The 21,103-nt window shown below is 38.1% G+C and carries 16 protein-coding genes, 1 tRNA gene and 1 riboswitch; of the genes, 13 read left to right on the top strand and 4 right to left on the bottom strand.

The window, feature by feature from the left end; translation table 11 throughout:
* Positions 1–66 precede the first annotated feature (66 nt).
* On the top strand, positions 67–831 hold the full coding sequence (locus ACOEN1_RS02915) for an REP-associated tyrosine transposase (RefSeq protein ID WP_422484918.1): 765 nt from the start codon (positions 67–69) through the stop codon (positions 829–831).
* Positions 832–867: 36 nt separating this feature from the next.
* Here ACOEN1_RS02915 and ACOEN1_RS02910 read toward each other — a convergent pair whose 3' ends face one another.
* The 4 genes from ACOEN1_RS02910 to ACOEN1_RS02895 form a co-directional block, all read right to left on the bottom strand.
* Positions 868–1,314, bottom strand: coding sequence for a threonine/serine exporter family protein (locus tag ACOEN1_RS02910; RefSeq protein WP_422484917.1), 447 nt, complete (start codon positions 1,312–1,314; stop codon positions 868–870).
* An 11-nt stretch (positions 1,315–1,325) separates the two neighbouring features.
* Positions 1,326–2,102, bottom strand: coding sequence for a threonine/serine ThrE exporter family protein (locus ACOEN1_RS02905; protein ID WP_422484916.1), 777 nt, complete (start codon positions 2,100–2,102; stop codon positions 1,326–1,328).
* Positions 2,103–2,113: 11 nt separating this feature from the next.
* On the bottom strand, positions 2,114–2,956 hold the full coding sequence (locus ACOEN1_RS02900) for a diaminopimelate epimerase (protein ID WP_422484915.1): 843 nt from the start codon (positions 2,954–2,956) through the stop codon (positions 2,114–2,116).
* 95 nt (positions 2,957–3,051) lie between these two features.
* Positions 3,052–3,139: transfer RNA gene (locus ACOEN1_RS02895), tRNA-Leu, on the bottom strand.
* 116 nt (positions 3,140–3,255) lie between these two features.
* On the opposite strand from ACOEN1_RS02895, the gene ACOEN1_RS02890 reads away from it, so the two are divergent.
* The 12 genes from ACOEN1_RS02890 to ACOEN1_RS02835 all read left to right on the top strand — a co-directional run bounded on the left by ACOEN1_RS02890 (position 3,256) and on the right by ACOEN1_RS02835 (position 21,057).
* Complete coding sequence (locus ACOEN1_RS02890; protein WP_422484914.1) at positions 3,256–3,441, top strand: DUF6440 family protein; 186 nt, start codon at positions 3,256–3,258, stop codon at positions 3,439–3,441.
* Positions 3,441–4,103 (top strand): CPBP family intramembrane glutamic endopeptidase, encoded by a 663-nt coding sequence (locus ACOEN1_RS02885; RefSeq protein ID WP_422484913.1) that lies wholly within the window; start codon positions 3,441–3,443, stop codon positions 4,101–4,103. Before ACOEN1_RS02890 ends, ACOEN1_RS02885 begins: the two co-directional genes overlap by 1 nt.
* 63 nt (positions 4,104–4,166) lie before the next feature.
* The gene (locus ACOEN1_RS02880) at positions 4,167–4,670 is read left to right on the top strand and encodes a type 1 glutamine amidotransferase domain-containing protein (RefSeq protein WP_422484912.1); all 504 of its coding nucleotides are present in this window, start codon (positions 4,167–4,169) and stop codon (positions 4,668–4,670) included.
* 407 nt (positions 4,671–5,077) lie between these two features.
* Complete coding sequence (locus ACOEN1_RS02875; protein ID WP_422484948.1) at positions 5,078–6,400, top strand: aspartate kinase; 1,323 nt, start codon at positions 5,078–5,080, stop codon at positions 6,398–6,400.
* On the top strand, positions 6,401–7,393 hold the full coding sequence (locus tag ACOEN1_RS02870; protein WP_422484911.1) for an aspartate-semialdehyde dehydrogenase: 993 nt from the start codon (positions 6,401–6,403) through the stop codon (positions 7,391–7,393).
* Positions 7,390–8,598 carry a homoserine dehydrogenase gene (locus ACOEN1_RS02865; RefSeq protein WP_422484910.1) on the top strand — a complete coding sequence of 403 codons (1,209 nt, stop codon included), beginning with the start codon at positions 7,390–7,392 and terminating at the stop codon, positions 8,596–8,598. The genes ACOEN1_RS02870 and ACOEN1_RS02865 overlap by 4 nt, the downstream gene beginning before the upstream one ends.
* Before the next feature lie 9 nt (positions 8,599–8,607).
* Positions 8,608–10,089 carry a threonine synthase gene (gene thrC / locus ACOEN1_RS02860; protein ID WP_422484909.1) on the top strand — a complete coding sequence of 494 codons (1,482 nt, stop codon included), beginning with the start codon at positions 8,608–8,610 and terminating at the stop codon, positions 10,087–10,089.
* Positions 10,082–10,936, top strand: a complete 855-nt coding sequence (gene thrB / locus ACOEN1_RS02855) for a homoserine kinase (RefSeq protein ID WP_422484908.1) — start codon at positions 10,082–10,084, stop codon at positions 10,934–10,936. Before thrC ends, thrB begins: the two co-directional genes overlap by 8 nt.
* 45 nt (positions 10,937–10,981) lie before the next feature.
* Positions 10,982–11,040: riboswitch (Fluoride riboswitch) on the top strand.
* A gap of 55 nt (positions 11,041–11,095) precedes the next feature.
* A complete protein-coding gene (locus tag ACOEN1_RS02850; RefSeq protein WP_422484907.1) occupies positions 11,096–12,295 on the top strand; it encodes a cation:proton antiporter in 1,200 nt (399 codons plus the stop codon).
* A gap of 5 nt (positions 12,296–12,300) precedes the next feature.
* Entirely contained in the window at positions 12,301–12,489 is a 189-nt protein-coding gene (locus ACOEN1_RS02845) for a hypothetical protein (protein WP_422484906.1), read from the top strand.
* 82 nt (positions 12,490–12,571) lie between these two features.
* Entirely contained in the window at positions 12,572–13,204 is a 633-nt protein-coding gene (locus ACOEN1_RS02840) for a hypothetical protein (protein WP_422484905.1), read from the top strand.
* A 14-nt stretch (positions 13,205–13,218) separates the two neighbouring features.
* Positions 13,219–21,057, top strand: coding sequence for a GH36-type glycosyl hydrolase domain-containing protein (locus ACOEN1_RS02835; RefSeq protein ID WP_422484904.1), 7,839 nt, complete (start codon positions 13,219–13,221; stop codon positions 21,055–21,057).
* The last annotated feature ends 46 nt before the right edge of the window (positions 21,058–21,103 follow it).

Raw genomic sequence — 21,103 nt, 5'->3', positions numbered from 1 at the left:
TTCCCCATGGGCACTTTTTGTGGTATAATCTGAGCATAAATTTTATTTTTTGAATGGAGGATGACTATGCCAAGAACTGCCAGAGTGAGAAGTAGAACTGGAATCTACCATCTAATGCTAAGGGGAATAAACAGACAGACAATATTTGAGGATAATGAGGATGCACAAAAGTTTCTGTATACTCTTGAAGATGTAAAAAATACAAGTGGTTTTGAAATTTATGCATATTGTCTCATGACTAACCATATTCATCTTCTGGTAAAGGAAGGTCAGGAGGATTTTGGCCAGTCGATGAGAAGAATCGGAGCCAAGTATGTTTATTGGTATAATATGAAATATGAAAGAACGGGTCATCTTTTCCAAGATCGGTTTAAAAGTGAAGTGGTAGAAAACGAAGAGTATCTTCTTTCAGCATTAAGATATATTCACCAGAATCCAGTAACTGCAGGCATGGTAAAAGATCCTGTACAGTATCCCTGGAGCAGCTACTCAAGCTATCTAAACACTAACAACTTGATTGATGCTGATTTTATTCTTGAACATTTAAGCACAGACAAAAATAAGGCTAGGGATGCCTATGTAAAGTTCCACAAGGAGTATTACAACCATACATTTTTGGATATGGAAGATGATAAGAAAAGACTAAGTGATGATGATGCAAAAAGCATTATTATTAATATGTGTAATGTTGAATCAACCAGAGATCTACAAGGCTTCGATAAGAGAAAGAGGGATCATCATCTAGTGGAGCTTAGTAATAGTGGGATTTCTGACAGGCAGATATCCAGACTCACAGGAATAAGCAGGGCGGTTATCAGAAAAGCAAAATGAAAGCAGAAGTGCCCAGGGGGAACGTCCCCGTGGGCACTATTTTGCGAAGCGACTCTCAATATACGGGCGGATATATCTAACAACCGAGGTTGCAATCACGACACCACATGCTATTGAAATTGCTATAAATATTGACTCTCCTCCAGTGACCAACGCCTGAGAAAAGTTGTTGTCGATAATATGAAACATTGTATAGTAGATTCCATATCCTGGTACAAATGGTATTATTGCAGGAATAATAAAAATTGTAGCTGGCTGTTTTTTATAGATTGCAGCCAGTTCACCAATGGTTCCCACAAATATTGACCCTACAAAGGCGGGTATAATAAAACTCGCGGCTGTTTGCTGCAGAAGTATGTAGACAATCCATCCAAGCATCCCACTTGTGGATGCCAGTGGGATAAGTCTTCTTGGCAAATTGAATATTATTGAAAAGCCTATTACACAAAGCAGAGAATAAAGTCCCTGAGTCAAAAGATACATAAAAAATCCTCCTAAATAAATGCAATAATTACCTGTAGCACAATACCCACACCAAATGCCAATGCTATTGCAATAAAAAGTGCCTCCATCATTTTTGTTGTTCCCGCAATAAGCTCACCGGAGATTAGATCACGGATGCCATTTGTAAGTGAAACTCCAGGGACAAGGGTCATAAGGGGACCGATTATGACAATATTGAAATCAGCAATTGTGGAAAGAAGACCCACCAGGAACACCAGAAATATACTTGAAAGGGCTGAAAGGAGTCCGCCAAGAATATTCTTAACAAAGAAATTCAATTTTAGTCCAGTTAATTTATCCATTGAAAACACCGTAAAGCTGGATGCAATATATGCTAGGATAAATTCGACAAAGGTACCTCCAAACATCAGCACAAAGAAGCCTCCTGCCATACCGCTGAAGGCGTACCTTATCGGTTTTGAAAATTGTGGTGGAGACTTAAGCTGATTTAGAATAATATCGGTTTCTTCATTGGACATTTCTCCCTGGGTAAATATCCTTGAAAAGGAATTCGCCCGCGCAATTGTTTCAAGATCAAGTCCAATTGAGGGAACTCTCGAAACTGTTGTGTAGGGTTCATCATTGATTTCGGTTCCAACAATTATCCCTGTTGACATAACAAAGACTTCAACATTGGATGTTGTTTTCGAGGAAATCATCCTTGTGATGGTTTCCTCAACTCGATAGGTCTCAGCCCCGTTCTGTAGCATAATCATCCCAGTTTCAACTGCTATTGAAATAGTTTTTTTAAGTCGTCTATCTTCCATCTGCCATACTCCTATAAATTAAGTAATACTGTTCCCTCTGATACAATTTCCACTTCACCGTCGAGATAAATCTCGCTAGCTTCTCCATCAAGCCATTTTACGTCTATATTCAGGATGCCACCTGTCTGAACAATAGCTTCAGTTGTGTTAACATCGTCCAGGTATGATAGGCAAACTCCCAATGCAGCTGCTCCCGATGCACAACTTTTTTCCCAGCACATGGTATCAGTTCCTTTAACATAAACCAGCGGTACCAAGTTCTTTTCCTCGAAATCGTAAAACATTACTCCAAAGGCTTCGTATTCCTCTTCGTCCATTTTGGTTTTTACAATGTTGTAGAATTCCAAGCTGCTTCTTACAAGGTCTTTGTCCACAATAAAATGAGTAATTCCAAAAAAGTCGACTCGGATAGTTGATATTGTTTCACCCTGAACTATAAATTCCTGAGCTCCGACATTCTTGGGTAAAGGCATTTGTATACGTGATCGAAATCGGTTCTTTTGTTTAAGAGGTGTAACAATACATTCCACATTCCTCTCCCAACCGGATACTTGTAAGGGCACTACAAAATCTTTGTCTTTCTTTTGTATGGAAGGATATTCTGTATAGACCATGTATGCTGCAAATGATCTGCTGGCATTGCCACAGAACTCACCGCCCATCATCTGGAGTCTCAGAGTCTCGGTGGAATCAGGAAGGATTGTCTTTTCAATGAAACCAATCTGTTCAGCGTGGATGCTGTCATAGCTCATAAGCTTGCGTGAAATCTCTGCATGGTCTTTTCTGGGGACCTGATCCAGAACAAAGACCGTCATATTTTGTGCCGGATTAACTTTTACATAATGTAGTATCATTATTCTACCCCCTCTCTTCCCCTTTAGTATAGCAAAGAATAGATGGAATATCACTAGTAAACGAAAAAAAGACAAGGTAGAAACCTTGTCAATTCTGGTGCGGCTGAAGGGACTCGAACCCCCACCCTAGCAATTAGGACTAGAACCTGAATCTAGCGCGTCTGCCAGTTCCGCCACAGCCGCATATGGTAATATTCATTATACACCTGGATTGTAGATATTTCAAATAAATTTTGTGATATATAAGCATATCACTGCTGTCAGGTTGTGGTACAATTAGGGAGAAGGAGGTGATCGGAATGGCCGAAAAAAGATTTCAGGTACTTCACAAGGAAGGCAAACTATCGACTACAAAGATTCTTGTGGATACAGAAACGGGAGTAAACTATTTGTTTGTTGGCGAGGGATATGCAGGAGGACTGACTGTACTTCTGGACAAGGATGGCAAGCCTTTGATAACTGAAACTGGAAGGTATCCACTGTAATGAAAAAAATCATATTAGTATCACTGCTGTCTGTTGCACTTATGTCAGTGGTGGATGGATTTATCAACCCCGAATACGGAATAAAGTCAATGATAAAGATAGTACTATTTTTAATGGTTCCCTTGATCTCAGCCAAGTTTGGAGCAACACAAAACATGGAAGCTCTGCTTAAGCCAGCTGGAAAAAAGGAGTTGGCAATATCCTTTGGCTTGGGAGGTACAGTCTATCTTGTGATTATTGGAGTCTATATGTTCCTTTCACCTTATATCGATCTTCAGGGAATTAAGCTTGCCCTTAAGGAGGACCTTGGCGTGACAAGGGAGAATTTTATCCTTGTTGCATTATATATATCATTTATCAACTCATTGCTTGAGGAATTTTTCTTTAGAGGGTACTTGTTTTTAGGACTTCTAAAAATAACTGCAAGATTGAAGGCATATACCATAAGCGCCTTGTTTTTTGCAATTTATCATGTTGCCATTATTGGAAGCTGGTTTAGTCCATTGATTTTTGTACTTGCCATGACAGGATTGTTCGTGGGAGGAGTAATTTTTAATTTTCTTAACGAAAAAAACAGAAATATCATTAACTCATGGGTTGTTCATATGATGGCAAATCTGGCGATCAACACTGTCGGATTGATAATGTTTGACTTTCTTTAACAGAATAAAATCCTATCCTTCGGGTATCTAATAGAATGAAGAATTCTATAGGAGGGATTTTATATGAAGAAAGTAGCAATATTGATAGAGAATGTATTTGACGAAAAGGAGCTGATTTATCCTTATTTCAGACTTAAAGAGGATTTTGAGGTTCATCTTGTAGGATCACAAAAGGAAACAGTATATACAAGTAAATCAGGAGTAGGTATGAAAAGCACTCATGCATCTTCTGAGGTCAGGGCAGAGGACTACGATGGGATATTGATTCCGGGTGGTTTCTCTCCAGACAATATGAGAAGAACAGAAGCGACAAAGGAATTGGTAAAGGAATTCTGCAAGCAGAATAAACCAATTGCAGCAATATGTCACGGACCTTGGATGATGGCATCCTGCTGTGACCTTAAGGGGAAGGAAATGACATCGTTCTTTTCAATAAAGGATGATTTGATAAATGCTGGTGCAAATTGGGTTGACAAGGAAGTTGTTGTCGATGGCAATCTAATAACATCGAGAAACCCAAATGACCTTCCAGTATTTGTGAAGACATTTGTCAATGCCATTAAGTAGGACTGCACCAGGGAAAAGTTTTTACAGAAAATTTAAAATCCTCTCTTGACATATCCTCTTCTTGGTATTAGAATGATTAAAAGCGTTGATGAGGAAGAGTATGTCCTGAAGGGTCAAAAGAGAGAGAAGTTCACCGGCTGAAAGACTTCTTACGATACCCAGGTCAGAAAACCACCTCGGAGTACAATCCTGAAAACCAGTAGGGAATTGCGTCGGCATACGTTACGGCCTGTTATCAGATTATTAATTTAGGTGGAAGCGAGAACATAACACTCGTCCTTTTTGGGACGGGTGTTTATTTTTTTATGAATGCCAATTTCATGGACCGAAGGGAAAATGAAATTGTGCAATTAGACTGCGGAAATTTCAACAATAAATAGAACAAGGAGGCGAAGCAAGTGGAAGGAATAATAGTGGCAAAATTTGGCGGAAGCTCATTAGCTGACAGCCAGCAATTTATAAAGGTGAAAAACATAGTCACGGAGAACCCGGACAGAAGGATTGTGGTGCCTTCAGCTCCAGGGAAGAGACATGGAAAGGATCACAAAGTCACGGATCTCTTGTATATGTGTCACCAGCTTTCCTCCCATAACCTCCATTTTGACGAGGTGTTCCAACTGATAAGAGGCAGGTACGAGGGAATCTGCAAGGATTTGAATCTTGAAATTGACATTGAAAGTATTCTGGACCAGGTAAGGGATAATATCTCCAAGGGAGCATCAAGAGATTATTGTGCCAGCAGAGGAGAATACATAAACGGACTTATATTGGCAGATTATCTGGGGGCAGAATTTATTGATGCTACGGAAGTGATAAGATTTAATGCAAGAGGAGTGCTCAATGAAATAGAGACTGAAAAACTGGTGGAAGACAGACTCCTGAATGCTGAAAGAGCAGTGGTTCCAGGATTTTACGGGGCTGACGAGGACGGTAGCATAATTACCTTTTCAAGAGGCGGATCGGATGTAACCGGTTCAATAATTGCCAATGGAATCGGAGCCAAGCTATATGAAAACTGGACAGATGTATCGGGATTCCTAAAGGCGGACCCAAAAGTTGTCCATGATCCTTTGCCAATAAGGGAAATCACCTACAAGGAACTGAGGGAGTTATCCTACATGGGGGCACCAGTATTACACGAAGAGGCAATATTTCCAGTGAGGACCAAGGGAATACCGATTCAGATTAGAAATACAAACAAACCTGAAGACCCGGGGACACTTATTGTAAACGACAATTGGTCTGAAAGCAGTCCTGGTATTATTACTGGTCTGGCAGGGAAAAAAGACTTTACGGTAATCTCGGTTGAAAAGACTCAAATGACTGCAGAGAAGGGATTCTTAAGGAAACTTGTATCTGTTTTTGAGGCAAATGATGTAACCATTGAACATATGCCATCGAGCATAGATTCAATATCCGTTATTGTTTCTGATAAGGAACTGAATGGAAAGCTATCAAAGCTCATGGAGGAGATAAGGATATACTGTAATCCGGATAACATTGCAGCCTATTCAAAAATGGCTCTCCTTGCAGTTGTGGGAAGAGGAATGATCAACACAAAGGGTGTTTCATCAAAGGTGTTTACTGCCCTTTACAAGGACGATATAAATATAAGGATGATATCTCAGGGTTCAAGCGAATTGAATATATTGATTGGAATTGAGAATGATGACTTTGATAAGTCCGTAAGAGCAATTTATAATGCATTTAATGAAAAGGAGGCAAATTAGATGAAAAAGTTTAATGTTGCAGTTGTAGGAGCTACCGGTCTTGTTGGAAGAACAATACTTCAGGTACTTCAGGAGAAGGATTTTCCGGTTCAGAACCTATACCTAATTGCTTCTGAAAGATCTGAAGGTGAAATCGTTCAGTTCAAGGATAAAGAATACAAAGTAATAAAGATCTCAGAGGAAGCTTTTGACAAGGAAATAGATATTGCATTTTTTGCTGCAGGAGGAGCAGTAAGTGAAAAGTATGCACCAATTGCTGCTGAAAAAGGAATTCAGGTAGTTGATAACAGCTCAGTTTTCAGAATGAATCCGGGAGTTCCTTTGGTGGTGCCGGAGGTTAACCCAGAGGACATCAAAAACTCAAAGGGAATAATCGCCAATCCAAACTGCTCGACCATTCAATGCATGCTACCCTTAAAGGCACTGCAGGATGCATATGGAATTGAGAGGGTTGTATACTCAACCTACCAGAGCGTTTCAGGGTCAGGGACCAAGGGGCTCAGGGATCTTGATAAAGGCTTGGCTGAATTCTATCCATATCCAATAAATGGTAATGTGCTTCCTCATATAGATGTATTTCTTGATAATGGCTATACCAAGGAAGAGATGAAAATGATTCAAGAAACAAGAAAAATCCTACATGATGATGAAATGAAGATTACTGCCACAACCGTAAGGGTTCCTGTGAGATTTGCCCATAGTGTATCAGCAAATATTCAGCTGAAAAGAAAATTTGACATAAATGTAGTAAGAAAAATCCTTCAGGGCTATCCCGGAATCATTGTAAAGGATGACCCGGAGAAGGCTGAATATCCAATACCACAGGATGCAGAGGGCAAGGATGAGGTTTATGTAGGTAGGATCAGAAGGGACTTCAGTCAGGAAAATGGCTTAAATCTTTGGATCGTTGCAGACAACATCAGAAAAGGCGCTGCAACAAATGCTGTACAGATTGGAGAGCTTCTTGTAAACAATTGGGAGGAAAAAGAATGATTAACATAGGATTACTTGGATTTGGAACAGTAGGACAAGGAGTATACAGGATTCTCCAGGACAAGGGTGAGGAATTGGTAGCCTTGCTTGGGACAGAAATCGAGATAAAAAGCATATTGGTAAGAGATCTCTACAAGGAACGGAAAACTGAAGTTCCCTTAAGTAAGTTAACTCTTAATCCAGAGGACATTGTAGGAGATGATGATATAGATATAGTCGTCGAGGTAACTGGCGATGTGGATCTTAGCTACAGATATATCAGCAAGGCATTTGACAGAGGAAAGCATGTAGTAACTGCAAATAAGGCCGTTGTATCAGCATATTTTGAGGAGCTGTCACACTTGGCTGAGGAGAATGATGTTTACTTCCTTTATGAAGCGAGCGTTGCAGGTGGGATTCCCATTTTAAAACCACTAAAAGATCAGATTAGAGCCAACAGTATTTCAAAGGTTCAAGGCATACTCAACGGAACCTGCAACTATATCCTTACTAGGATGACAGATGAAGGGCTTGCATATGATGATATTCTCAAGGAAGCCCAGAATTTGGGATATGCAGAGGCTGATCCTTCGTCTGATGTTGAAGGAATTGATACCATGCGGAAGTTGAGAATACTTTCAACCATGGCACTTGGAGCCTCTGTAACCGAGGACGATATAATCTGTGATGGAATTGATTCAATTTCAGGTCTTGATATAGGTCTTCTGAAGGAAATGGGAAGAAAAGCAAAGCTGATTGCTGAAGTCCGAATAGTTGAAGGAGGATATCAGGCAATAGTTCAGCCGAAGGCTGTACCATTTGGAAGCTATTTTTCAGGCGTAAATGGAGCGGAAAATAGCGTTTCCATTGTGGGCAAATACTCAGGAGTTCTTGGTTTTCAGGGGCCTGGGGCAGGAATGTATCCAACTGCAAATGCAATTTTGACAGATGTCATTGACTGCATTCTTGAGACTCAAAAAAAAGTAAATCCATTAAGAGGGAAAAGACTTGAAAATAAGAATGAGGATATCAGTGGAAACTATTATCTAAGAATATCTGATTATGATGAGACCATGGAAATACCCGAAAAATATATTAAAGAGATTATCCATGACAAAGGTGGAGAATTTGCATTTATAACTGAAAAGGTCAAGCTTCATGACCTTCTGTATAAGCTTGCTGAGCACGAAGACAAACCTTTTTCACTGATTGCACTGGTAGAGTAGGAGGAGAAGATGAAATATTACAGCACTAGAAACAAGGACAATAAGGTTTCTTCAATGGAGGCCATCATAAGGGGAATTGCAGAGGACGGGGGACTGTTTGTGCCAGAGAGCATCCCAACACTGTCTGAGTTTGAAAGTCTAAAGGACTTTTCATATAAAGAGCTGGCAAAATTGATTGTTGGGATGTATTTTGATGATTATCCGGAAGAGGATATTAATGCAGCCATAAACGGTGCATATGGAGAGAAATTTGGTAACAAAGAGCCGGTAAAACTTGTGGAAAAAGCTGGAGTGCATTTTCTGGAGCTTTTCCATGGACCGACCCTAGCATTTAAGGACATGGCTCTTACAGTCCTGCCATATCTTATGAGGTCAGCACTTCTAAACAAGGGGATTGAGGAAGAGGTGGTGGTTCTGACAGCAACATCAGGAGACACAGGCAAGGCTGCCTTGGAAGGCTTCAGAGATGTTCCGGGTGTAAATGTTGTTGTCTTCTATCCTAAAGACGGAGTAAGTGAATTGCAGAGACTTCAAATGGTTACACAAAGGGGCGACAATACTCATGTAGTTGCAATAGAAGGCAATTTTGATGACGCACAAAAGGGCGTAAAGGATATTTTTGGAGATGTTGAATACAATAAGGAACTAAAGGAGAGTGGCTACGTATTGTCATCTGCAAACTCCATTAACATCGGAAGATTGATTCCTCAGGTTGTATATTATGTGTACGGTTATCTGAATCTGCTGAAAGAAGAGAAAATCAAAGCCGGCCAGGAAATAAACATAGTTGTGCCAACTGGAAACTTTGGTAATATACTTGCAGCTTACTATGCCAAGGAAATGGGTCTTCCAGTTGACAGACTGATATGTGCATCAAATGACAACAAGGTCTTGACCGATTTCTTTGAGACAGGTTTATACGACAAGGAAAGAAAGCTATTACTTACATCTTCTCCATCAATGGATATTTTGGTTTCAAGTAATCTGGAGAGGTTCCTTTTCCATATTTCAGGGAAAAATCAGTCTGCAATTCAGGATATGATGGATAAGCTATCAAAGGAAGGCTCCTTCAGATGGTCAGATTTCAGCAAAGAAGAGATTTATGGTGAATTTGCAGATGAAGTTGAAGTTTCTACAAGCATTGATAAAATGTTCAGGGGGGAAGGCTATGTTATGGATCCCCATACGGCAGTTGCATACAGTGTCTATAAGAAGTTTTTAAAGGAAACTGGTGATGATAAGCCAGTTATCATAGCATCCACTGCAAGTCCCTTTAAATTCCCGGGAAAAGTTATTTCATCAATGGGCAAGACCGTTCCCAAGAATCTGTTTGAGGGAATAGAAATAATTGCTGATGCAATGGAGGTAGAGATACCTTCCCAGGTTTCAGAGCTTGAAAACCTGCCGGTTTTACACAGACAGACATGCAAAAAGGAAGAGATGAAGAATGCCGTTCTTGAGCTTCTTCAGGGAGGGAAGTCAAATGATTAGGATAAGAGTACCGGCCACAAGTGCAAATCTGGGCCCAGGCTTTGATGTCATGGGTCTTGCCATAGACAGATACAATGAATTTTCATTTAAGGCAAATTCAGGATCCACAAAGATAGATTCAATGGTTCATGAGGGATACAACATGGTTTTCGAGCATCTTGGAAGAGATCCGGAACCTGTTGAGATAAAAATAGATGCGGAGATCCCAATCGCAAGAGGCCTTGGATCATCATCATCCTGTATAATCGGGGGAATGATGGGTGCCAATGAAGTGCTGGGCCGCCCTCTTGAAAGAAATGATATTCTAAGGATTGCAACATACATGGAAGGACATCCGGACAATGTTACACCTGCTCTGCTGGGAGGGGTTGTGATTTCAGCCATGGAGGAGGGAGAGGTCTACAGTATCAGAATACCTTTAAAAAACAACTATGATTTTATAACCATTGTACCTGATTATCACCTACCCACTGAGAAGGCAAGGGCGGCTTTGCCAGAACGAATTCCACGCAAGGATGCCATTTACAATGTAAGCCGTGCAACCCTTCTTGTATCTGCCCTTATGACAGGACAGGATGAGATGATCAAGATAGGCTTTCAGGATAAAATGCACCAGCCCTACAGGGGTGACCTGATTCCGGGCTTTGACAAGGTAATGGCTGCGGCTGGTGCATTGGGAGTTCTGGGTTCATACCTAAGCGGAGCTGGATCAACAATCATGTGTATAGCCAAGGAAGGGGACGATCAGGTCTTCAACAATGTCTCCCAGTTCATAAGTGAGGAGTTTCCAAGCTGGGATGTATACAGACACAAGCTTGAAAATGAAGGTGCGAAAAGAATATTGTAATTGACCTTTGGGCAATAGAAAGGTTATAATTAATAAAGAAATTAAATCATTATAGGTGATGGGGTTCACCATTGACTGCTACGGCTAATGACTCCTGTCTGGGACTTTAACAAGTCCCTGGCAGGAGTTTTTTGATGTATTATTTTAGGGGGGATTTAAATGGCAACTAGTCTTGGAATCATAACAATATTAGGTCTGGCGGCAAATTGGATATTGGAGAAGCTTAAGATACCCGGTCTCCTGGGGATGCTCCTTGTTGGAATTGCAATGGGACCAAATGGACTGGATTTTATTAGCCCGGAGTTGATGAGGGTTTCAGCTGATTTTAGAGAAATAGCCCTGATTATCATACTTTTAAGGGCGGGTCTGGGTCTGGACTGGGATGTGCTAAAAAAAGTAGGAAGATCTGCCCTTGGATTGAGCTTTATCCCTGGAGTTCTTGAAGGTGTAACTATAATGTTGATTTCAACTTTGATATTTGATTTTACACTTATACAAGGGGGGATTTTAGGGTTTATAATAGCCGCAGTATCTCCGGCTGTAGTGGTTCCTGCAATGCTTCAACTGAAGGAAGAAAAAAGAGGTGAAGACAAGAATATACCTACCTTGATACTTGCAGGAGCATCACTTGATGATATTATTGCAATAACAATTTTCACCAGCTTCCTGGGATTGTACGGCGGTGAAAATATCAGTCTAGCAGGTCAGCTTCTTCAGATTCCTCTGTCAATAGTCACAGGAGTTGGAGTCGGATTTGCTGTAGGTCTTGTATTCGTTAGTATATTTGAGACCCACCACATAAGGGATACAAAAAAGGTTCTGATGATTCTTGGTGCTGCAATCCTTCTAATGGGATTTGAAGATCTCATTTCTCGGAGGATTCCATTTTCCGGATTCCTTGGAGTTATGACAATAGGATTTGTAATACTCCTGAAGAGGGGAATTGTAGCCAAACGGCTCTCGGTAAAGTTTAATAAGATTTGGATACTTGCAGAAATTCTATTATTTGTTCTTGTTGGAGCACAGGTGGATATAAATCTGACACTCCATGCAGGGGGATGGGGACTTTTGATAATAGCTGCAGGACTTGTTTTAAGATCAGCTGGAGTTTACATTGCACTTCTTGGCACTAGACTCAATAAAAAGGAAAAACTCTTCTGCGCTGTGGCATATACTCCAAAGGCAACAGTACAGGCTGCAATTGGAGCTGTACCTCTTGCATATGGAGTTCGGGGTGGCGACCTGATACTTTCAATGGCTGTTCTTTCAATAATCTTGACAGCTCCACTGGGAGCGGTGGGTATAAGGTATATGAAAAGGTATTTAAGCTCGCAAACAGAAAAAAGACAAGAGGAGTGAGAACAGTGACAAACAAGAAGGGGATACTGGTATTGATAATATCCATTGCTATTCTGGCACTGATATATCGAGTTCTTCCCGACAGAATTCCGGTACTATTCTGGCTGACGGGAAACTATCTTTATGCCCCAAGGGAATTTGTATTTGCATTTGCCATAATACCATTTGTGATTTACAAGACATGGTGGAGCTAAAGAGTTGTGGGTTTATGTCTACGATATGTCGGGTAAATAGATACTACAAATGTTAATGCATGTTTATTAAGGGGTTTTTCTTATGATGACACCTGAATTAAAATCAAGTATTGTAAGGCTTGCAACGGAGAGCAATGTAAAATATAAAAACCTTAATATTAGAAGGCTTATTTCCAATATGGACAAAAACTTTCGTGAAATCACTAAGACCTACAATGATTTATCAGATATTGCTTCCAGGGAAGATGATTTGATATTAGGTATATCATGGATTCTAGACAATTATTATAAGATAGAGGAAGAGTATAGTAAGTTAAAGGTATCCTCAACTAAAAAAGATAAGTTGATTCTCGGGATATTGACAAATACTATTTTCAAAGGCTACCCTCAAATCTATCATATAGCTACAGATTTAATAGAAAATACCAAAGGTAACTTTGACGAAAACACAATTATAGATACATTGAAAACCTACCAGAACATTAAGGTCTTATCAATAGCAGAAATATGGATTTTCAGTACCATGCTTATCTTTGCCATTATGGATAAGATAAACGAAGTATCAACAGAAATATTAAAAGCACAGGAAAACAAGCTTAAAGTGACATCCATGCATTCAGAGGATCCGGAAACAGTATTGAACAACCTGAAAAAGGAATTTGAATACAATCCAACTTTGTCTCCCATATATATTGAAGCCTTATATAAAAATTGATTAACAATCAAAAAATGTACTCAAAAACATATGATTATCTGGAATCAAAGCTCAAGGAAAGAAATACAAACTTGGAAAACACAATATCTCTTTCTCATGTGAGTCAGTCCAGTACAAATATTTATATCGGAAATCTTATCTCCTCTTTAAATAAGGTTTCCAAGTTTAATTGGAAAGTCATCTTTGAAGAGGTTTCCATTGTAGAAAATATCTTAAGGAAAGATCCCTCTGGAATATATGGACAAATGGATTTCAACTCAAGAAACCACTATAGAACGAAACTCGAAAAGATCTGCAAAAAATATGATATTGAAGAAGTTAAGGTTGCATCGGAAGCAGTGAGACTATCCAAAGAAAATGATGGGACTTTAAAGGAACGGCACATCGGATATTATATTGCAGGAAAAGGAGACAAGGATTTACTGGAAAGTCTAGATCTTAAAATGAAATTCAGGCTAAGAAAAGAACAGCTAACATATCTTTACATAATAATCATATCCATACTGGGTGTTCTTTCATTTGCCATCGCCTTTCAATATTTTGGCAGGGAGAATTATAATATGGCTGCTGGAGTATTACTTAGCTTAATGGTTGCCATATTGGCAAGTGATTTTTTTGTAAAATCCGTAAACTATTTTTTACAAAAACTCTACCCCATCAGTTTTTTGCCGAAATTGGAACTCAAAGATGGTATTCCTTCAGAATCCAAAACATTTGTTGTCATTCCCACACTCATAACATCAGAAGAACATGTGGAAGAAATCTTTGAAAAGATAGAGGAATATTATCTTGCAAACAAATCGGAAAATTTATATTTTGCTTTGCTCGGGGAGTTTATGGACTCAGACAAGGAATCTGAAGATAGAGATGATATCTTCATAAAAACTGCAAAAGATATAACCAAAGAATTAAATAAGAAATATAGTACATCTGATTCTATTTTCTATTATCTTCAACGAAAGCGTCATTATAATGAAAAACAATGTAAATGGATGTGCTGGGAAAGAAAGAGAGGTTCTCTTACAGAATTTAACAACTTGATACTGGGTCATAAAAGCACATCTCACAAGGTTATATCATCTGATATTTCACATCTCATAGGAGAAGTAAAATATATCATAACTCTTGATGAAGATACTAAACTGCCAATAGACACTGCCAGGAAGCTTATAGGAACCATATCACATCCCTTAAATGAAGCTGTTTATGATGATGAAGAAGGCAAAGTAATTGAAGGTTTTGGAGTTATCCAGCCAAACGTAAGCATAGGGCTGGAGTCTTCATGTGCTTCAAAATTCACTAAAATATATGCCCGTACAGCTGGTTCAAGCATATATGTAGAAGGATTTTCAGATCTGTATCAAGATGTTTTCAATTCAGGGATTTTCTATGGAAAGGGAATCTATAATTTAAGGATATTCTCGAAAATACTGAATAAGGCCATACCTCAGAACAAGGTGCTAAGTCATGACCTACTTGAAGGTAGCCATACTCATGTTGCATATGCCTCTGATATTAATATTGTTGATACCTACCCTACAAAATACATTTCCTATTTATTAAGGCTTCATCGATGGATAAGAGGAGATTGGCAGCTTGTGTCATGGCTATTTCCAAAAGTTAAGGATTCAAATAACATGATTATCAGGAATCCCATTTCCCCATTAAGTAAATGGAAAATATTTGACAACTTAAGAAGGAGCTTGATTTCTGTTGCCCTTTTTGCATTTGTAATAGGATTATTTACTTTCCTACCAAAACCTTTATATGTTTGGATTGTTTTTGGATTGGCAGTTGTTTTCCTACCTTTAGTGCTAGAGGCCATAGAGAGCATTATCATAAAGAAAACATATAAACCCCATACCAAGTATAAAAAATCAAAAAAGATCAAATTCAATCTTAAGGGATCTTTTCAATACATTCTAATACAATTGGTGTTTTTACCTATTGAAGCTAACATTACTCTATCAGCCATTGTTATTTCATTATATAGGATATTGGTATCCAAGAAAAATCTCTTGGAATGGACAACAGCTGCTGTTGCCGAAACTAAAACTAAAAACAGCCTAAAAAAGCTAATGAGAGTAATGAAAGTTGTATATATTGAAATAATTGGATTCCTGGTACTTTCATACATCATGAGACCAGAGCTTTTTATGGTAGCATTTATTGTTGCCTTTATTTGGGCGCTAGCTCCATTTCTGGTTAAGCTGCTAGATAAAAAGGAAATAAGAAAAATAGAACCAACAAAAGAGGAAATAAGTGTTCTGAGAAAAGATGCTCGTAAAATTTGGTCTTATTTTGAGGATTTCTCCAGAAAAAATACAAACTATCTACCACCTGACAACTATCAGGAATATCCACCTAAAGAAGTAGCCGAAAGAACTTCCCCTACAAATATTGGTTTAAGCCTGTTGGCTATAATTTCTGCCAGAGATTTGGGTTTTGTGTCTATTACAAGAGTTATTACGAATATTAGACAAATGCTTACTACAATAGATAAGCTGGAAAAATGGAATGGAAATCTTTATAACTGGTACAATACAAAAACATTGGAGGTATTGAGACCCAAATATGTATCTTCAGTAGATAGCGGTAATTACCTGGGATATCTTATGGTATTAAAACAAAGTCTGATTCAATACAAAGATATGCCAATTATTGATGATGATATAGTTCAAGGGATAAAAGAAACCTGTGAACTGGAGCAAAATCTGTCCAAAGAAATCCATGATATCATTGACTCCTTTGGAGTAATTAAGGGAAAAACATCCAGTGAGTGGATCAACTTCTTGAAGGAATTAAAATCGAAGGTCAATAGATCATCAACCAAGACCAGCGCTATGATTGATGAACTGACAATCGAGTATTCAAAATATTTCTCCCTGAGACATTATGAAGAAGAAAAAAGTTTACAGGAAGACTCACTATATAGATATATACTCCAAGAAATTGGGAAAATTCCAATGGAACTATCCCTGCCAGAGGTAAAAAGATATTATATGGACCTCCTGGTGGAAATAAGGCAGCATAAAATAAAAAGCAAGGAGACACATCATAATACTGTAATAATTGAAAACAAGCTAAAATCCATAATCAACAATCTCGATGAATTGCTTAGAGAATTGGATGAGATGACTAGAATTATAGATAGGCTGGCCCACAGTACCGCCATCTATGAGTTGTACGATTATAATAAAGATCTGTTCTCAATAGGATATGATTGCGAAAATAATCAGCTGACAGACAGCTATTATGATCTTTTGGCATCCGAGGCAAGAGCAACTAGCTTTATTGGTATAGTAACCAAGCAGATACCCGTTGACCATTGGTATAAACTAGGTCGAACCTTTACTGTGTATAACAAAAATCGGATTTTGGCATCTTGGTCTGGAACAATGTTTGAATATTTCATGCCGAATTTGATGATGAAAAATTATGAATATAGTATTTTTGATGAAACCTATCACTCAGCTCTACAGGCACAAATTGACTATGGAAATTCCAACAATAAGCCTTGGGGAGTTTCTGAATCAGGCTACTATTATTTCGATCTGAATCTGAATTATCAATACAAAGCCTGTGGCATTCCAAATATTGGGTTTAAAAGAGGTCTGATAAATGATTACGTAGTTTCTCCCTATTCAACCTATCTTGCACTTAACTTCAACAAAGAAGCTTGCTTGAACAATTTAAATGCACTCAGAACTGAAGGAGCTGAGGGTCCTTATGGATTGTACGAAGCTATTGATTATACTGAAGAAAGATTAAATGATGATGAAGAAAAGAGAATTGTAAAAAGCTATATGGCTCATCATCTGGGGATGAGTTTGCTTTCCATAAATAATTTTATTAATGATAATATCATGCAGGAAAGATTTCATGAAAATCCAATAGTTAAAACTGGAGAACTGTTCCTGGAAGAAAAACTGCCTTACAAAATTTTAATGGTGAATGAGTTAAATGAAAACGAAAAGAAAAAGATTGCCATTAAACCCAAAGAGTATGGAACAATCGGAGTTTATGATAATAGCTTCAATACGGTGCCTAACTGCCATCTGATATCAAATAAGAATTATCATGTTATGGTTGCAAACAATGGGTTTACCTATAGTAAATATCAAGACAAAATGATTACAAGATTTAGAAGCCATGTAGACCAAAGATACTTTGGATACACCTTTTTCTTTAAAGATGTGGATGATAAAAGGGTATGGTCAGTAGGTAGCGAACCTATAACAACTACACCTAAAAAATATGAAGTAATATACTCTCTGAACAAGGCTGAAATAATTAGGGAGGACAGTGATATAGATACTCATCTGGAAATGTGGATATCATCTGAAGATAATGTTGAAATGAGAAGTATAACTCTTATGAACAAAAAATCCACACCTGTAAACATTGAAATAACAAGTTATGCTGAACTTGCTATGATGGAGCAGAATGCAGATCTATCCCACCCGGCATTTAACAACCTCTTCATATCAACTGAATACGATGAAGAAACAGGAAGCCTGATTGCTGTTAAAAAACCTAGGGAATCCAGAGACCAAGAGCTTTATGTGTTTAAGACTTTCTCAACTACGAGTAGCGAGTTTAAAAGCACACAATTTGAAACCAATAGAAATACATTTATTGGAAGAGGTAGAAGTCTGTCAAAACCTGTTGCTTTGGATAAATTTTTGGAGAACACAGAAGGTGTAGTTCTTGAACCAATACTAAGTTTAAGAAATGCTGTAAAGATTGAGGGACATCAAAAGGTTCAAATCACATATTCCATGGGAGTAGCTAAAAATAAGGATGAAGTCAATAAGCTAATAAACAAGTACAGGAATCCGTCAATAGTTAAGGAGCAATTGGAATTATCAGAAATACAAGCACAAGTTGAAATGTCTTATTTGGATTTGAACATCAAGGAGCTTGAGTTATATCAGGCCATGATTTCCCAGCTAATATATTTAAGTCCCAATAGAAGGAAATACTCAAAGCAGATATCTGAAAACAACTTGGGACAAAAGGAACTTTGGAAATATGGAATATCTGGCGATAATCCAATCATACTCTATAACATATCCTCCATGGACGAAAAAGAGAATCTGTGGACCTTGATAAAGGGTAAGGAGTATTGTTCACTAAAAGGTCTTCAGGCTGACTTGTTGATACTTAACAATCAAGAAGTAAGCTACTATAAAAATATTGAAGAAGAAATCAGGGACATGATCAGCATGAAATTTGGATACAATACAGATCCTCAAAATGTAGGGGTTTATCTGATAAACGGTAAACAGCTCAATGAAGATGATAGAAAACTTCTTTACGCTTCTTCTAATATAGTACTTGGAGACAAATCCTCCAGCCTACTGGAACAGATTGAACTTGAAGAAACAAAAGATGATAAAAACATAAAACGCAAATTCAAAAAATATCAACAGATGGAATATATATATGAAGAAAGATATGAGCTTAAGTATTTCAACGGCTATGGCGGATTCAACGAAAAGGATTCTGAATATGTTATTCAATATCGTGAAAATCTTTCTACGCCAATGCCTTGGATAAATGTAATTTCAAATGATAACTTTGGGTTTATAATATCTGAAAGTGGTGGAGGATTCACGTGGTCTGAAAACAGCAACGAAAACAAACTTACCCCATGGTTAAATGACACTATTTTTGACATTCCACAGGAAGTGGTGTATTTGAAAGATGAGGAATATGGTGAGCTTTGGTCATTGACTCCTGAACCATTGGGTCATTATCTAGACTATGATGTATGTCACGGAAAGGGGTATACAAAATTTTCAAGTAAATCATATGGTTTGGAAAATTCTTTAAATATTTTTGCTTCTCTGGAGGATTCAGTTAAGATTTATTCTGTAAAACTTAAGAATCATACTGATGAAGTTCGAAAGATTTCAAGTTTTCTGTTTGTTAATCCCTTACTTGGAGGGGATAGTGAGACAAACAGAAAGTATATTACAAGCAATAAAGAAAAGGGTAATATAATTACCTTAAATAATCCATTTAATCACCAATATCCTAACAGGACAATGTATATAAGCAGTTCAGAGGTTTTCAAATCATATACAGGAAACAAGGACGAATTTAATCTGAAAAATCTTAAGAACATGCATGTTTTCAGTAACGAAGTTGGTGGAGGGTTGGATCCTTGCGGCGGTATTCAGATTCAGTTGAATATCGAACCAAATGAAGAAAAGCAATTTTTATTCATTCTTGGACAGGAAACAGATATTGAAAAGATAAAGGAAAAGGCTCAGTATTATCAAAAGGTGGATAACTGTAACAAGGAACTGGCCAAAGTCAGAGGGTATTGGGAAAATACCTTGTCGGCCATAAATATAGAAACGCCTGACAACAAACTGGATACGCTTGTGAACAGCTATCTTCCATATCAGACATTGGCCTGCAGAATAAAGGCTAGGTCAGCATTTTATCAGACCGGTGGAGCATATGGATTCAGAGATCAGATACAGGATTCATTGAATATGATGATGATTGATCCGGACATAACAAGAAAACAAATTCTTTTGAATGCATCTCATCAATTCAAGGAAGGGGATGTGCTTCATTGGTGGCATCCAGGAGATGAAGAAAAAGGTGTAAGAACAAGATTTGCGGATGACCTGCTATGGCTTCCTTATGCTGTAGCTGAATACCTGCTCAATACAGAAGACTATAAAATTCTGGATAAAAAGCTTCATTATGTCACTGGAGAAACACTGGATGAGGATGAAAACGAAATATACATGTCAGTCGGCATATCAGAATATAAAGAAACATTGTATGAACATTGCATAAAAGCCATTGACCACGCCCTTGAATTTGGTTCCCGTGGTTTGCCTCTTATGAAGGGAGGAGACTGGAATGATGGGATGAACAAGGTAGGCATAGAAGGAAAGGGAGAAAGCGTGTGGCTTGGATGGTTTTTAGCACAGATACTTAAGAGATTTTCCAAGATATGTATGGAGAAGGATGACAGAGTGAAAAGCACTGAATACCTGAACCATCAAAAGGACATAATCCAAGCTATAGAGGAGGAAGGATGGGATGGTTCATGGTATAGAAGAGCCTACTATGATGATGGAACTCCACTTGGCTCCAAAATAAACTCTGAATGTAAAATAGCTTCACTACCTCAAAGCTGGTCGGTCATTTCTACACTAGGCAATGAAAAAAGGAGCAAAGACGCCATGGAGTCTGTCAATAATCACCTTATACTAGATGATAAAGGGATGATACTTCTATTTGCACCGCCATTTGAAAGAGACCAAAAAGACCCAGGATATATTAAAAGCTACGCAAAAGGACTAAGGGAAAATGGAGGTCAGTATACCCACGCAGCAGCTTGGGTTATATATGCATATGCACTTTTAGGAGAGGGTAAAAAGGCATATGAGCTTTATGAAATGCTAAATCCAATAAACCACTCCCGTTCATTCTTTTCGGCTAATTTGTACAAGGTTGAACCATATGTTATTTCTGCAGATATTTACTATGTTAATCCTCATGTTGGAAGAGGAGGATGGACATGGTATACAGGAGCAGCAGGATGGATGTATCGAGTTTGTATAGAAGGAATCTTAGGATTAAAGAAAAGAGGAACGAAGCTGATGATTAATCCTTCAATCCCAAACAATTGGAGAAACTATAATATAAAATACAGATATAAGGAAACACTTTATATTATTGAGGTTGTCAATCATAAGGAATTATCAAACGGAAATGTGAAATACACATTTGATGACAAAGAGGTTCAAGAAGAGTATATAGAGTTAGTCAATGATAAGAATGAGCATAGAATAAGGGCGGAAATCATTGAGTCCAAATAATTGTAATAGAATAAATTCACCATAAAAAGTAAATCTAAAGGAGGGA

Source organism: Gudongella sp. DL1XJH-153, from assembly GCF_049310905.1.
Lineage (GTDB): Bacteria > Bacillota > Clostridia > Tissierellales > Tissierellaceae > Gudongella.
This window is presented reverse-complemented; position numbering and strand designations above follow the sequence as displayed.